This window comes from Exiguobacterium sp. RIT452 (assembly GCF_003598705.1).
In the GTDB taxonomy this organism is placed as follows: Bacteria; Bacillota; Bacilli; order Exiguobacteriales; family Exiguobacteriaceae; genus Exiguobacterium_A; species Exiguobacterium_A undae.
Map to the genome: position 1 here is coordinate 1 of NZ_QXJB01000005.1, position 15,663 is coordinate 15,663.

15 protein-coding genes and 1 riboswitch are annotated in these 15,663 nt (G+C 51.8%); all 15 genes read left to right on the top strand.

The window, feature by feature from the left end; all coding sequences use genetic code 11:
- The first annotated feature begins 96 nt into the window (after positions 1–96).
- Positions 97–303 carry an NETI motif-containing protein gene (locus D3D03_RS11595; protein WP_026833974.1) on the top strand — a complete coding sequence of 69 codons (207 nt, stop codon included), beginning with the start codon at positions 97–99 and terminating at the stop codon, positions 301–303.
- A gap of 224 nt (positions 304–527) precedes the next feature.
- Positions 528–629, top strand: a riboswitch (purine riboswitch).
- 89 nt (positions 630–718) lie between these two features.
- Positions 719–1,210: a 5-(carboxyamino)imidazole ribonucleotide mutase gene (purE, locus tag D3D03_RS11600; RefSeq protein WP_026833973.1), complete on the top strand. Its 492-nt coding sequence runs from the start codon at positions 719–721 to the stop codon at positions 1,208–1,210.
- Entirely contained in the window at positions 1,207–2,310 is a 1,104-nt protein-coding gene (purK, locus tag D3D03_RS11605; RefSeq protein ID WP_026833972.1) for a 5-(carboxyamino)imidazole ribonucleotide synthase, read from the top strand. Before purE ends, purK begins: the two co-directional genes overlap by 4 nt.
- Entirely contained in the window at positions 2,307–3,602 is a 1,296-nt protein-coding gene (gene purB / locus D3D03_RS11610; RefSeq protein ID WP_026830835.1) for an adenylosuccinate lyase, read from the top strand. Before purK ends, purB begins: the two co-directional genes overlap by 4 nt.
- A gap of 60 nt (positions 3,603–3,662) precedes the next feature.
- Positions 3,663–4,370 (top strand): phosphoribosylaminoimidazolesuccinocarboxamide synthase, encoded by a 708-nt coding sequence (gene purC / locus D3D03_RS11615; protein WP_119923650.1) that lies wholly within the window; start codon positions 3,663–3,665, stop codon positions 4,368–4,370.
- The gene (gene purS, locus D3D03_RS11620) at positions 4,367–4,615 is read left to right on the top strand and encodes a phosphoribosylformylglycinamidine synthase subunit PurS (protein ID WP_026833969.1); all 249 of its coding nucleotides are present in this window, start codon (positions 4,367–4,369) and stop codon (positions 4,613–4,615) included. The genes purC and purS overlap by 4 nt, the downstream gene beginning before the upstream one ends.
- Positions 4,612–5,295: a phosphoribosylformylglycinamidine synthase subunit PurQ gene (gene purQ, locus D3D03_RS11625; protein WP_026829307.1), complete on the top strand. Its 684-nt coding sequence runs from the start codon at positions 4,612–4,614 to the stop codon at positions 5,293–5,295. Before purS ends, purQ begins: the two co-directional genes overlap by 4 nt.
- The gene (gene purL, locus D3D03_RS11630) at positions 5,276–7,495 is read left to right on the top strand and encodes a phosphoribosylformylglycinamidine synthase subunit PurL (RefSeq protein ID WP_119923651.1); all 2,220 of its coding nucleotides are present in this window, start codon (positions 5,276–5,278) and stop codon (positions 7,493–7,495) included. Before purQ ends, purL begins: the two co-directional genes overlap by 20 nt.
- The gene (gene purF, locus D3D03_RS11635; protein WP_026833967.1) at positions 7,471–8,880 is read left to right on the top strand and encodes an amidophosphoribosyltransferase; all 1,410 of its coding nucleotides are present in this window, start codon (positions 7,471–7,473) and stop codon (positions 8,878–8,880) included. The genes purL and purF overlap by 25 nt, the downstream gene beginning before the upstream one ends.
- A gap of 19 nt (positions 8,881–8,899) precedes the next feature.
- Positions 8,900–9,934: a phosphoribosylformylglycinamidine cyclo-ligase gene (gene purM, locus D3D03_RS11640; RefSeq protein WP_028106992.1), complete on the top strand. Its 1,035-nt coding sequence runs from the start codon at positions 8,900–8,902 to the stop codon at positions 9,932–9,934.
- The gene (purN, locus tag D3D03_RS11645) at positions 9,931–10,506 is read left to right on the top strand and encodes a phosphoribosylglycinamide formyltransferase (RefSeq protein ID WP_026833965.1); all 576 of its coding nucleotides are present in this window, start codon (positions 9,931–9,933) and stop codon (positions 10,504–10,506) included. Before purM ends, purN begins: the two co-directional genes overlap by 4 nt.
- Positions 10,503–12,023, top strand: coding sequence for a bifunctional phosphoribosylaminoimidazolecarboxamide formyltransferase/IMP cyclohydrolase (purH, locus tag D3D03_RS11650; RefSeq protein WP_119923652.1), 1,521 nt, complete (start codon positions 10,503–10,505; stop codon positions 12,021–12,023). The genes purN and purH overlap by 4 nt, the downstream gene beginning before the upstream one ends.
- A gap of 15 nt (positions 12,024–12,038) precedes the next feature.
- Positions 12,039–13,295 carry a phosphoribosylamine--glycine ligase gene (purD, locus tag D3D03_RS11655; RefSeq protein WP_119923653.1) on the top strand — a complete coding sequence of 419 codons (1,257 nt, stop codon included), beginning with the start codon at positions 12,039–12,041 and terminating at the stop codon, positions 13,293–13,295.
- A gap of 214 nt (positions 13,296–13,509) precedes the next feature.
- Positions 13,510–15,249, top strand: coding sequence for an adenine deaminase C-terminal domain-containing protein (locus D3D03_RS11660; RefSeq protein WP_119923654.1), 1,740 nt, complete (start codon positions 13,510–13,512; stop codon positions 15,247–15,249).
- A gap of 67 nt (positions 15,250–15,316) precedes the next feature.
- Positions 15,317–15,631, top strand: a complete 315-nt coding sequence (locus D3D03_RS11665; protein WP_012369366.1) for a YerC/YecD family TrpR-related protein — start codon at positions 15,317–15,319, stop codon at positions 15,629–15,631.
- Positions 15,632–15,663: the final 32 nt, after the last annotated feature.

Consider the following 15,663-nt stretch of genomic DNA (forward strand, 5'->3'; position numbering starts at 1 on the left):
AACGGTGGTTCTGGAGCATACGCTCAAGGGCCGCCGCTTTTTTATGGACTTTTTTTGGTTTTTTCATATATATAATAAGGAAGGAATGTGAGACTCATGGCAAAAAAACAAAAAATGCGCGTTGCCGTAGAAGAAAATGAAACAATCAGCGAGTGCATTGATCGGATTGATGCCATGGGTTATCGTCCGACCGTTCGACGGGAAGAACCGATTTTTGGACTTGATGCCAACGGAGAACCGTACCCTATCCGCCAACAAATCATCTTTGACTGTAAGCCGAAACTCGAATCTGAGAACGCATGAATCGAATTGTTTTTTCGCAAAGACCATCCTTTCTTTTATGAGAGGATGGTCTTTTTTAGTAGTTTTTCTTTCTGTCAGGTTGACAGCAGTTTAAATTTCCGAATGGAAAACTAACCGAATGGGAGAAATTAAGTATAAAACCGAACGATGAATTTTCAGATAATTAAATTGTTCGCCTTTGGTTGACGAATCGAGTTCAGTCTTGTTAAGATGAAGGCGTGATAGGAAGATTGAATATAACACCTCGTATAATAGCAGGGATATGGCTTGCAAGTTTCTACCCGACGACCCTAAATCGTTGGACTATGGGGTATATGGATGTTCGTCGATCGTTTTTTGGCGTACCTTTTTATACCCTAAGCCACCCTTTTAGACGTGGTTTGGGCTTTTTTTATGCAAAAAGGAGGAAACGAAGATGAGTAAGGTGGAAATCGGAGTCATCATGGGCAGTCAATCGGATTGGGTGACCATGCAGAAAACGTGTGACGTACTGGATCAATTGGACATTGCATACGAAAAGAAAGTGGTCTCCGCACACCGGACACCGGACTTAATGTTTCGTTATGCGGAATCGGCTCGGGAACGAGGATTAAAAGTCATCATTGCCGGTGCAGGTGGGGCAGCCCACCTTCCGGGAATGGTGGCAGCGAAAACAACGCTTCCCGTGATTGGTGTCCCGATTCAGAGCAAAGCACTCCAAGGCATCGATTCCTTACTCTCGATCGTTCAGATGCCAGGTGGTGTTCCGGTCGCGACCGTTGCGATTGGGGACGCTGGAGCGAAAAATGCCGGTTTGCTTGCGGCTCAGATTCTTGCGACCGTCGATGAACGGATTGCCCGGGCTTTGGATCATATGCGGGTCGAACTGGAAGGGGATGTCATCGCTTCGGAGGTGCATCTGACATGAAACGAATCGGAATCTTAGGCGGAGGACAATTGGGGCGGATGATGGCTTTATCTGCACGCCAAATGGGATATTCGCTCATCACGCTTGACCCGACGGAGAATGCACCGTGTGCGCAAGTAGCCGATCAACAGATCGAGGCACCGTTCACGGATGTCGAGGCAGCAAAACGACTGGCTGACGCCTCGGATGTCGTAACGTATGAGTTTGAAAACATCTCACACGAAGTAGCGGAAGCCATCGGCGGTAAATTGATCCATGGCACAGAACTTCTGTTTCGGACACAACACCGGATTCGCGAGAAGGAACTGATGGAACAGCTCGGTTACCAGGTGGCACCATACCAGGCAGTTCAGACGACCGATGATCTTCTCGAAGCGAAACGGCAGTTAGGTCTTCCCTTCGTCTTAAAAACAGCACGTTTTGGGTATGACGGCAAAGGGCAGACAGTCATTCGAACGGAACTGGATCTAGAAACGGCCGTCGCCCGTTTTGAACCGACAGAATACGTCGCCGAAAAGTGGTTGCCGTTTGACCAAGAGATTTCCGTCATCGTCACGCGAAGCGAGCGGGAAACAAAAGTCTTCCCGGTCAGTGAAAATATCCATCAAGACAACATCCTGCATCTGTCGATCGTTCCCGCCCGCATCTCAAGCGACTTGGAGCAACAAGCGATTGACCTGGCGACGCGTCTCGCGAACGATGTCGATTTGATCGGAACACTGGCAATCGAACTGTTCGTCGTCGGTTCCGAACTGATCGTCAACGAACTGGCGCCGCGTCCGCACAACTCGGGTCATTATTCGATTGATGCGTGCGAGACGTCACAGTTCGAGCAACACATACGAGCCATCTGCGGACTGCCGCTTGGCGATACCCGCTTGACGACACCGGTCGTCATGGCGAACATCCTAGGTCAACATATCACAGCATTAGACGAGGTATTACCGATGTTATCCTCGCGGACGAAAGTCCATTTATACGGAAAACAGGACGCAAAACAGGGCCGGAAGATGGGGCATCTGAACATCTTGGCTGATTCGGTCGAAGAAGCGTTAGCCGAAGTTGCGCGCCTGCAGATATGGAAGGAGACGGTTAGATGATCGAACGCTATACACGTCCTGAAATGAAAGCGATCTGGACAGAACAGAACAAATTCGAAGCCTGGTTGAAAGTTGAGATTTTAGCATGTGAAGCCTGGAGTGAGCTTGGCGTGATTCCAAAAGAAGACGTCCAGTTGCTGTGGGAAAATGCTTCCTTTGATGTCAATCGGATCAATGAAATCGAGCAAGAGACACGACACGACGTCATCGCCTTCACACGTGCCGTATCGGAGACACTTGGCGAAGAACGCAAATGGGTTCATTACGGACTGACGTCAACGGACGTCGTTGATACGGCGTTATCGTATCTGTTGAAACAAGCCAATGATATCTTGGCGGCCGATCTCGATCGTTTCATTGAAATCTTGAAGGTCAAAGCCAACGAACATAAGTATACGGTCATGATGGGACGTACACACGGCGTACATGCCGAGCCGACGACGTTTGGTCTGAAGCTGGCCCTTTGGTACGAAGAAATGAAACGGAATAAAGTCCGGTTCGAGGCAGCACGGGAAACAGTCGAATACGGCAAGATGTCGGGAGCGGTCGGAACGTTTGCGAACATCGACCCATTCATCGAAAAATATGTCTGTGAGAAGCTTGGCACGAAACCGGCACCGGTCTCGACGCAAACCCTGCAACGTGATCGTCATGCCCATTACATGTCGACGATTGCCTTAATCGCGACATCGATTGAAAAGATGGCGACGGAAATTCGTGGTCTTCAAAAAACGGAGACCCGTGAAGTCGAAGAATTCTTCGCTAAAGGTCAAAAGGGATCATCGGCGATGCCGCACAAACGAAATCCGATCGGTTCGGAGAACATGACGGGTCTTGCCCGTGTCATCCGCGGCCATATGGTGACAGCGTACGAAAACGTCTCACTGTGGCATGAACGGGATATCTCCCACTCGTCTGCGGAACGGATCATTTTGCCGGATGCGACGGGATTACTCAACTACATGTTGAACCGGTTCGGCAACATCATCAAAAATCTGACGGTGTTCCCGGAAAACATGAAACGCAACATGGACCGGACGTTTGGTGTCATCTTCTCCGGTCACGTCTTACTCGCTTTGATCGAAAAAGGCTGGTCACGTGAAGCGGCCTACGACTTCGTTCAACCGCGGGCGATGCAGGCATGGGAAGAACAAATCATGTTCCGCGATGTCTTATGGCAGGAAGCGGACATTCAACAACTCTTTACAGAAGAAGAACTCGATGCTTGTTTTGATCCAACGTATCATACGAGCCGAGTCGATGAAATCTTTGAACGGTGTGGCTTGAACTAATCAACCTGGGACGGGAGCTCGGCTCCCGTCTACATCTTAGGATCATGGGGGACGAAATCGATGCAACCACTTTATGAAGGCAAGGCGAAACGGTTATACACGACGCAGGAGCAGGATGTGCTCCGCATCGTCTACAAAGACGAGGCAACAGCATTTAATGGAGAGAAGAAGGCAGAGTTTGCCGGTAAAGGAGAATTAAACAACCGCTTGACGAGCCACTTTTTTGAGGTCCTCGCAGCGGCGGGAATTCCGACCCACTTCATTGAACGGACATCGGAGCGCGAACAGCTCGTACGTCGTGTCACCATCATTCCACTTGAGGTCGTCGTGCGAAACATCGTCGCCGGCAGCCTCAGTAAACGGCTGGGCATCGAAGAAGGAACGGTGCTCGAGACGCCGATCGTCGAGTTTTATTATAAAGATGACAGCTTAGGTGATCCGCTTGTCACACCGGCACACATCAATTTACTGAAGATTGCGACTACAGAAGAGCTTTTACGGCTTGAACAGGAAGCTCATCGTGTCAATGACGTCTTGCGTCCCTACTTTGACAACAAGGGCATCACGCTCGTTGATTTTAAACTGGAATACGGTAAAACACCGGCCGGCGAAATTTTGCTGGCAGACGAAATCTCACCGGATACATGCCGGTTGTGGGATAAGGAAACGGGCGAACACCTCGACAAAGATGTTTTTCGCCGCAATATCGGATCACTCATCGACACATACCAAACACTATTCAATCGCCTAGGGGGAAACGGACAATGAAAAAGGTTACAGTAGCGGTCGCATTACGAGAAAGTATTTTAGATCCACAAGGTGTCGCGGTCAAAGGCGGTCTTACCCAGCTTGGTTTTGCGGGGGTCGAAGAAGTTCGGATCGGCAAGCGGATTGAGTTGCTCGTTTCCGATGAGACAACGGACGCGATGATTCATGAGATGTGTCAGAAACTGCTCGTCAACACTGTGATGGAAGATTACCGTTTTGACGTAGAAGAGGTGACGACCGTATGAAGTTTGCCGTCATCGTTTTTCCCGGATCGAACTGTGATCTAGATATGTATCATGCTGTCAAAGACGCACTCGGCGAAGAAGCGGACTACGTCTTCCATACGGAAACGTCCCTTGAAGGATACGACGGTGTCCTGTTACCGGGCGGCTTCTCCTACGGTGACTATCTCCGGTGTGGCGCGATCGCTCAATTCTCACCGATCATGGAGGAAGTGAAACGATTTGCGGCAGAAGGCAAAACGGTCCTCGGCGTCTGCAACGGGTTCCAAATTCTTGTTGAAGCCGGGCTTCTCCCGGGTGTCTTACACCGGAATACGGGACTGAAGTTCATGTGCCGGACGGTTGAACTGAAGGTCGAAAACAATGAGACGCGTTTTACATCCGACTACGCAGCGCAAGAAACGATTACGATTCCGATCGCGCACGGAGAAGGCAACTACTACTGTGACGATGCGACGTATGCGATGTTACAGACGAACCGACAAATTGCCTTTACGTATACCGATAACCCGAACGGATCACGCGGCGATATCGCCGGCATCACGAATAAAGCCGGGAACGTTCTCGGCATGATGCCACACCCGGAACGGGCAGTTGAGCTGCTGACCGGCGGAACCGATGGACTTAAGTTATTCACTTCACTCGTCAAACAGGGGGCACATCATGTTAAAACAACAGTCTGAACCAACGATGGAGCAAATTCAGGAACAACGGATCTACGCAACAATGGGACTGAGCGATGCGGAATATGAGATGGTCGTCAACTTACTCGGACGCCAACCGAACTACACAGAAATCGGATTGTTTTCCGTCATGTGGTCGGAGCACTGTTCGTACAAGACGTCGAAGCCGGTGTTACGTCAGTTTCCGACGACAGGTCCACGCGTTTTGCAAGGTCCGGGTGAAGGAGCCGGTGTCGTCGACATCGGGGACAATCAAGCCGTCGTCTTTAAAATCGAGAGTCACAATCACCCGTCAGCCGTCGAACCGTATCAAGGGGCAGCGACCGGTGTCGGTGGGATCATCCGCGATATCTTTTCGATGGGAGCCCGTCCGGTCGCCTTGATGAACTCGCTTCGTTTCGGACACCTCGGCACACCGCGTGTCAATCAACTGTTTGAACAAGTGGTCGCTGGAATTGCCGGATACGGGAACTGTGTCGGGATTCCGACGATCGGGGGAGAAGTCGGCTTTGATCATTCGTATGAGGGCAACCCGCTTGTCAATGCGATGTGTATCGGCTTGATCAACCATGAAGACATTCAAAAGGGTCTCGCCAAAGGGGCGGGGAACTCGGTCATGTACGTCGGAGCCGCAACCGGACGCGACGGGATTCACGGGGCGACCTTTGCTTCAGAAGATCTAGGGGAAGATACGGAAGCGAAACGTCCGGCCGTTCAGGTCGGGGATCCGTTCATGGAGAAACTCTTGATCGAAGCCTGTCTTGAAATCGTTGGTCATCCGGCACTTGTCGGCATGCAGGATATGGGAGCTGCCGGACTGACATCATCATCAGCCGAGATGGCTTCGAAAGCCGGTATGGGCATCGAGATGCATCTGGATGATGTACCGCAAAGGGAAACAGGCATGACAGCTTATGAAATGATGTTATCGGAATCACAAGAACGGATGTTGTTGGTCGTTGAACGCGGACGCGAATCGGAAATCGAAGCGATCGTCAGCAAATGGGGACTCCATGCGGTGCATGTCGGAGAAGTCATCGATGAAAAAGTCCTTCGTTTGGTCCACCACGGCAAAATCGTCGCTGAAGTACCGGTGGATGCGCTCGCGGAAGAAGCACCGGTCTACAACAAACCATCCCGTGTCCCGGCATATTATGAAGAGTTCCAAACGATGCAGGAAACGTTACCAGTCGTTGACGATGTGGTCGAGACATGGCGTGCCCTACTCAAACAACCGACGATTGCTTCAAAACGTTGGGTCTACGACCAATACGATCATATGGTTCAAACGTCAACGGTCGTCGCACCGGGTTCTGATGCAGCCGTCATCCGGGTTCGCGGAACGAACAAAGCACTCGCGATGACGACAGACTGCAACAGCCGTTTCGTTTACCTCGATCCGTTCGTCGGCGGACAGATTGCCGTCGCTGAAGCAGCCCGCAACATCGTTGCCAGTGGTGCGACACCACTCGCGATCACCGACTGCCTGAACTTCGGGAATCCGGATAAACCGGAAGGCTTCTGGCAACTACAGCAAGCGACGGCCGGAATGGCAGAAGCGTGCCGTGTGCTCGAGACGCCGGTCATCGGCGGGAATGTCTCTTTGTACAATGAATCCGCCGGCAAAGCAGTCCATCCGACGCCGGTCGTCGGGATGGTCGGTCTTCACGAACAGACCGAATGGATTACGACGCAACACGTCAAGCAAGCAGGCGACGCTGTTTACCTGCTCGGAGAAACGACAGCAGAATTCGGCGGCAGTGAACTGCAATACCTGCAATTCGAAAAATCATTCGGGAAAGCACCGCAGATTGACTTAGCCGTCGAACAAGAGCGGTTACTGGCCTTGCAAGCAGCGGTTCAAGCAGGACAAGTCACAGCGATTCATGACGTGGCAGAAGGTGGTCTCGCTGTTGCCTTAGCCGAGATGACATTCGGAACGACGCTTGGTCTTGACGTGACATTTGACGGTCCGGCACTAAATCTGTTCAGTGAATCGCAATCACGTTTCGTCGTGACGGTGAAGCCGGAACAGGAAGCAGCCTTCGTAAAACAGACAGGGGCGCATAAAATAGGATACGTTACCGATCAAGATGCTTTGCAAATCAAGACAAGCGATACACTCATCGAAGCGACACGTTCAACACTGCAAGCCGACTGGGAAGGGGCGATCGCGTGTTATATGACATCAAAGGATTAAATGAAGAGTGTGGGGTATTCGGGATTTTTGGACAACCGGAAGCAGCGCAACTTGCGTATTACGGACTCCACAGCCTGCAACACCGGGGACAGGAAGGGGCAGGAATCGTCGCAAGCGACGGCAAACTGCTCCTGCCGCACCGGGGACAAGGGCTCGTCACGGAAGTTTTTTCGCAAGAAACACTGGATTCTTTATCCGGGCACCACGCCATCGGACATGTCCGCTATTCGACGGCCGGGGGAAATACGCTTGAGAATACACAACCGCTCCATTTTAAATCACGGACGGGCGACCTGGCGCTTGCGCACAACGGGAACCTCGTCAATGCCGATTCATTAAAACATCTACTCGAAGCAGAAGGAGCGATTTTCCAAACGACGAGTGATACGGAAGTTGTCGCTCACCTCGTCAAGCGGAGTAAGTTACCGACGCTTGAAGACCGGATTGCCGATAGTCTGGCTCGACTCGTCGGCGCGTTCGCGTTCTTGTTCTTGACGGAAGATACGTTGTACGTCGCCGTTGATCCACACGGTCTGCGACCGTTGTCACTCGGGAAAACACCGGACGGCGGAATTGTCTTTTCATCGGAGACATGTGCGTTTGACATCGTCGGCGCCGAGTTCATTCGGGATATCGAGCCTGGGGAGCTCGTGACCATCACAACGTCCGGCATGTCATCGCGTCAATATATGGAACCACATGAGCGGGCGATGTGTTCGATGGAATACATCTACTTTTCCCGTCCCGATTCGATGATTGATGGGGTCAACGTCCATACGGCACGAAAAGCACTTGGCAAAAAGATGTTCGAAGAAGCACCGGTCGAGGCAGACGTCGTCACCGGTGTGCCGGATTCGAGTATTTCCGCTGCCATCGGGTATGCGGAAGCGAGCGGCATTCCATATGAAATGGGTTTGATCAAAAACCGTTATGTCGGTCGGACGTTTATTCAGCCGTCACAAGAACTCCGCGAGCGCGGTGTCAAGATGAAGTTATCGGCGCTGCGGGGTGTCGTCAACGGCAAACGGGTCATCATGGTTGATGATTCAATCGTTCGCGGGACGACAAGCCGCCGCATCGTCGGACTGTTACGGGAAGCCGGGGCAACCGAAGTCCATGTCCGCATCACGGCACCGCCCATCACCAATCCGTGTTATTACGGGATCGATACATCCTCAAAAGATGAACTGATTTCCGCCCGCTTGACACCAAGTGAGATTTGCCGGGAAATCGGAGCCGATTCGCTTGAGTTTCTGACGGTCAACGGAATGGTCAATGCAATCGACCGCCCGTTTGATGGTCCGTTGAAAGGTCAATGTACGGCTTGTTTCACAGGCGAATATCCAACACCGATCGGTGCATTAGAATTAGAAGCCAAACTTTGAACAGATGGGGGAACAAAGCATGAGTAAACAATACGAAGCAGCAGGTGTCAGCCTGACGGCAGGATACGAATCCGTTTCTCGAATGAAAAAACACGTGGCCCGCTCGATGCGCAAAGAAGTCATGACGGGACTCGGCAGTTTCGGTGCAATGTTCGACCTCAGTCAATTGAATTTGAAAGAACCGGTCCTCGTCAGCGGTACGGACGGCGTCGGAACGAAGCTGAAGCTTGCCTTCGCCCTCGACCAGCACGATACGATCGGGATTGATTGTGTTGCGATGTGTGTCAATGACATCATCGTCCAAGGGGCGGAACCGCTCTATTTCCTCGATTACATCGCTCTCGGAAAAGCGGTTCCGGCTAAAATCGAGCGGATCGTCGCCGGTGTTGCCGAAGGTTGTGTCCAGTCCGGTTGTACATTGATCGGCGGGGAAACGGCAGAAATGCCGGGGATGTATGCAGACGGTGAATACGATATCGCCGGATTCGCGGTCGGTGCCGTCGAAAAACAAAAATTGATCACAGGAGAACACGTTCAACCGGGAGACGTCATCTTAGGTCTCGCTTCGTCCGGCGTTCACTCGAACGGCTTTTCACTTGTCCGGAAGATCGTCGCCGAAAGCGGTCTGCGGTACGAAGATGAGTTGATGATGTTCGGCAGTACAATCGGCAATACGTTACTGATGCCGACGCGGATTTACGTCGAAGCGGTCAAAGCGGCCCTCGAGACAGAAAAAATTCAGGCGATGGTCCATATTACCGGCGGCGGTTTTTACGAAAACGTTCCACGTGTTCTTCCTGAAGGATGCGGTGCGACGTTTGACCCGAAAAAATGGCCGACGTTGCCGGTCTTCGATTGGCTCGAACAAGCCGGAAACGTGCCGCGTCACGATATGTACAATGTCTTCAACATGGGCATCGGTTACATGATGATTGTTAAACCGGAAGATGTCGATGCCGTCACGGCACGCCTTGCCCGTGAAAATGAGACAGTCTATACGATTGGGACAGTCACGGATGAGCCGGGCGTCCGCATCCATGGAGTCGATCAATGAAAATCGCCTGTTTTGCCTCGGGAAGTGGCAGTAATGTCGAAGCATTGTTCGAAGCGATTGAAGAAGGACGTCTGCAGGCTACGATTGAACTCGTCGTCTGTGATCAAAAACAAGCGAAAGTGATTGAACGGGCACGCGCACGTAACTGTGATGTGTTCGTGTTTACAGCCAAGGAGTATCCGGATAAACCAACGTTCGAGCGGGAAATCGTCGCCGAGTTGGAGCGGCGACATGTGGAACGAATTATCTTGGCCGGTTATATGCGATTAATCGGGGATGTTTTGCTGGCACACTATGCCGGACGAATCGTCAACATCCACCCGTCGTTGCTGCCGGCTTTTCCCGGAAAAGATGCAATCGGGCAAGCATTTCGTGGCGGAGTCAAAATCACAGGTGTTACAATTCATATAGTCGATGAAGGGATGGACACGGGACCGATCATCGCACAAGAAGCGGTCCGGATCACAGAGGATATGACACGGGAAACGCTGCAACAGGCGATTCAGCAAGTCGAGCATAAACTGTACCCGCAAGTCATCGAAGAGTGGATGAAAGAGGAGGCAAACGTATGAGAGCGTTAATCAGTGTATCAGACAAAACCGGCATCGTTGAATTAGGACAGGCGATGCACCAGGCAGGGATTGAACTCGTTTCGACAGGTGGGACACATCAAGCCCTTGAGGCAGCAGGACTTCCGGTCATTGGTATCAGTGAAGTCACACAGTTTCCAGAGATGCTGGACGGACGGGTCAAGACCCTTCATCCGATGGTCCATGGTGGACTGCTTGGACGACGTGATCTCGAGAGCCACCGGGAACAGATGGCAGAACAACAGATTGAACCGATTGATTTTGTTGTCGTCAATCTCTATCCGTTCAAAGAAACGGTCATGCAGGAAGACGTCTCGTACGCCGATGCGATTGAAAACATCGATATCGGTGGACCGAGCATGATCCGATCTGCTGCGAAAAATCATGCGGCGGTGACGGTCATCGTTGATCCGGCAGATTACGCAGATGTCATCAACGAGATTCATCTTGGTGGAACGACGTTCGAAACACGCCAGAAGCTGGCAGCAAAAGCGTTCCGCCATACAGCGGCTTACGATGCCTTGATTGCAGACTACTTCTTGACGCAGACAGGCGAAAAGTTCCCGGATCAGTTGACGATCACGCTAGAGAAGGTTCAGGATCTGCGTTATGGAGAGAATCCACACCAGGAAGCCGCCTTTTACAAAACACCGATTTACCGCGGGGCATCACTCGCTTCGGCGAAGCAACTCCACGGCAAAGAATTGTCCTACAACAATATCCAGGATGCCAATGCAGCGCTTGAGATTCTCGATGAGTTCCGTGAAGCGGCAGCCGTCGTCGTCAAACACATGAATCCATGTGGCGCCGCGGTTGGTCCGACAATCGACGAAGCCTTCCGCCGGGCGCACGCCGCCGATCCTGTCTCCATCTTCGGTGGGATCGTGGCCTTGAACCGCGAAGTCGATCTCGCAACAGCAGAACAGTTAAGCGGAATTTTCCTCGAAATCATCATCGCTCCTTCCTTTACGGAAGACGCGTTTACGTTGCTTGCAGCGAAGAAAAATCTTCGGTTACTCGAACTGGATGTCAAACGTGTCCAAGCGATTCGTTATACGGCAGTCGCCGGCGGCATGCTTGTGCAGGACAGTGACGATGAGACACTCGATGATGCGTCAGCACGTGTCGTAACGGACCGGAAACCGACGGCAGCCGAATGGGAAGACTTAAAACTCGCTTGGCGTGCGGTCAAACACGTCAAATCGAACGCCATCGTCATTGCGAAAGACGAAGTGACGGTCGGCGTCGGCGCCGGACAGATGAACCGTGTTGGTTCAGCGAATATCGCGATCACCCAAGCCGGTGAGAAAGCGATTGGTGCCGCAATGGGATCAGACGCCTTCTTCCCGATGGGGGATACGGTCGAAGCAGCGGCAGCGGCAGGCATCACGGCGATCATCCAACCGGGTGGATCGATTCGCGACCAGGAATCCATTGATGCGTGCAATAAACACGGTATCACGATGATCTTTACGAACGTTCGTCATTTTAAACACTAAGCGGAGGCGGTCCGAGTGAAAGTATTAGTAGTCGGTAAAGGTGGACGCGAGCATGCGCTCGTTTGGAAACTGGCACAAGATGTCCGGATTGATACGATTTATGCAGCACCTGGAAACGTCGGGATGACGGAAGCTGTTTGTGTCCCGATTCGGGAAGACGCCATCGGGGAATTGGTTCAGTTCGCCCGTGACGAACAGATTGATTGGACGATCGTCGGACCCGAAGGACCGCTTGTCCTCGGAATCGTCAATGCGTTCCAAGCAGCCGGATTAAAGATCTTTGGACCGTCCCGTGAAGCGGCGGCGATTGAAGGCAGTAAACAATTTGCGAAAGCCTTGATGGACCGGGCCGGGATTCCGACGGCTGACCATGCGGTCTTTACTTCCGCGGTTGAAGCGAATGCTTACATTCGGGCGCAAGGAGCACCGATCGTCATCAAAGCGGATGGTCTGGCAGCAGGGAAAGGTGTGACCGTCGCTGCGACGACGGAACAGGCCAACCAAGCTGTCGACGAAATTTTTGCCGGTGATTTCGGGGAGCAGAGCAGCGTCGTGATCGAAGAATGTCTTGTCGGAGAGGAATGTTCGCTGATGGCTTTCGTGCACGAAGAAACCGTCATTCCGATGGTCTTGTCGCAAGACCATAAGCGGGTCTTTGATGGTGATCTTGGTCCGAACACGGGTGGTATGGGCGCTTACAGTCCGTTACCACAGTTTGATGAACAGGCGGTAACGGAAGAAGCGATGCAACGGGTCCTCCGGCCGCTCGTCGAACAGATGGCGAGTGAAGGGATTCCGTTTACCGGCTTCTTATACGCCGGTCTGATGTTGACCGACCGTGGACCGTCCGTGATCGAGTTCAATGCGCGCTTCGGCGATCCGGAGACGGAAGTGATTTTGCCCCGTCTCGAAACCGAACTGCTGGATGTCATCATCCCCTTGATGGAAGGTGACGTTCCCGAAGTCGTCTGGTCGGATGAAGCCGTCGTCGGTGTTGTCATCGCAGCGAACGGATATCCGGAACAGCCGACAACGGGCCATCTGGTCCGGACGGATACGATCGGTTCCGATGTCCTTGTCTTTCATGCCGGAACCGTCGCCGGTGAACAAGAGACGGTGTTATCTGCCGGAGGACGCGTCCTCGTTTGTGTTGCGAAAGCGGCGAACATGGAAGATGCGGTGTCGGCAATCTACAGCGGACTCGATTCATTTGACCGGACCGGCTTCTTTTACCGGACGGACATCGCCAAAAAAGCATTTCGAACAATCTGATTTTATAACGGCAAAAGCCGGTGCCTCACATGATTGTGAGGCACCGGCTTTTTTTGTGTCCGGCGATGAAAGACGCTTGTCTTCCGTGGCGGTTTTGTGTTATTTTGGCGAAATGAGTCGAATTGACGACGAATAAGCTTGAAACTTTTCCGGTAACATTTTAGTATAAGAACTATAAGAAAGCGTTTTCAAATAAAAAGGAGGTCGAGCTTTCATGAAAAAAAATTGTGGACGGTCCCCATGGACGAAAACAGAAGTCCGGACCCATCAAGCGGTCATCAATGGAAAGCTTGCGCCTACACTCGTGATTGAAAATGCGACGTACTTAAATCAAGGACTCAAAGCGTGGCGGACGGCGAATATTTGGATCAGCGGCGACCGGATCATCTACGTCGGACCGGACATGCCGGAAACGGCGGACGAAGTGTACGATGCTGCAGGGAAATTCATCGTCCCGGGCTACATCGAACCGCACGCGCATCCGTTCCAACTCTATAACCCGGCGACGCTTGCGAAGTTTGCAGCGGAACGCGGCACGACGACACTTGTGAATGACAATATGCTTCTTTTGTTAGAGCCGGTGGAGCAAGCGTTTGCGCAAGTCGAAGCACTAGCGGACCTGCCGACTTCGATGTATTGGTGGGCGCGACTCGATGCCCAGACGGAACTCGACGCCGACAGCATCACGATTGATAACCGGCGGATTCAAGCTTGGCTGAAGCATCCCCAGGTCATTCAAGCCGGCGAACTGACCGGCTGGCCGCGTCTTTCGCAAGGTGATGACGAGTTGCTGCAATGGATGCAGGATGCGATGAAGCTTGGAAAACCGATCGAAGGACATTTTCCGGGAGCATCCGCGAAAACGTTGACGAAGATGGCATTATACGGCGTGACGAGCGACCACGAAGCGATGACGGTCGAAGAGGCACTGATGCGGCTCGAGCTCGGCTATACGACGACCATCCGTTACTCGTCGATTCGTCCCGACCTACCGGATATTTTTGCGGGTCTCGTTGAAGCGGGATTACAGAACTACGAGAAGGTGCTCGTGACGACAGATGGATCGACCCCTTCCTTTTATAAAGCCGGTCTGATGGATGAGACGATTCGGTTGATGCTGGCCGCAGGGATTGCTCCGGAAGAAGCGTACCGGATTGCCTCTTATAATGCGGCACGTCACTTTAACCTGGATCATCTGCTCGGCAGCATCGCACCGGGACGGATTGCCCACCTGAACATCTTGGAAGCAAAAGACCAACCGACACCGGTCGATGTCTTGGCACGAGGAACATGGGTCCGGAAAAACGATATCCCGTGTTACCCGGTCGAAGCGATGGATCATGCGCTTGACTTGATGCAGAAGTCTGAAATCGGGATTGAACTGACGGAACATGACTTTTCCTTCAGCATGCCGGTCGGACTTGAAATGGTCAATTCCGTCATCATGAAGCTGTATCAGATTGAACATGATACGAGTATGCAAGTGTTACCGGACGGATGTGAGGAGTCGTTTTTGATGTTGGTTGACCGCGAAGGGAAATGGCGTCTGAATACCGTCTTAAAAAACTTTGCGACCCACGTCGGTGGACTCGTCAGCTCGTATTCGATCAGCGGCGATATCTTGTTGATTGGAAAATCCAAACGGGACATGCAGATTGCCTTTGAACGGATGAAATCGTTTGGCGGCGGCGTCGTTCTCGTTGATGACGGCGAAGTGATTGCGGAAATTCCTTTAACGTTAATGGGGCAAACGTCGGATTTGCCGCTCGAAGATTTAATCATTCAAGAAACGGCTTTGCGCGAAGCGTTATTTGCCCGAGGATACAAGTTTGAAGATCCAATCTATACCTTGCTGTTCCTGGCTTCGACCCACCTGCCGTATGTGCGGATCACACCGCAGGGGATTTATGAAGTCTTACGCAAGAAAGTACTTTTCCCGGCAATTTTGCGATGACGCTTGAAATTTAAAACGTCGCACTTTAAACTGTTAAAGAGCAATGAATGGGAAAGGGAGTTAGATGATGCAACTCGATAAATTGCGTGGAAAAGAACTTGATCAATTATTTACGGCTATCATGAAGATGGATTCATTAGAAGATTGTTATACATTGTTTGAAGACTTAGCGACGGTCAATGAGATTCAGGCATTGGCACAACGACTTGAAGTCGCCCGGCAGTTACGGGAAGGAAACACGTACCACAAGATTGAAAAAGCAACAGGTGCTTCAACAGCAACGATTTCCCGTGTGAAGCGGTGTCTGAACTACGGTTCTGGCGGCTATGACTTGGCACTCGCACGATTAGGTCTTGTAGAGGAGGAAGTAGCGGATAACTAACCGGTTATCCGCTATTTCTGCGAAGGAGGACG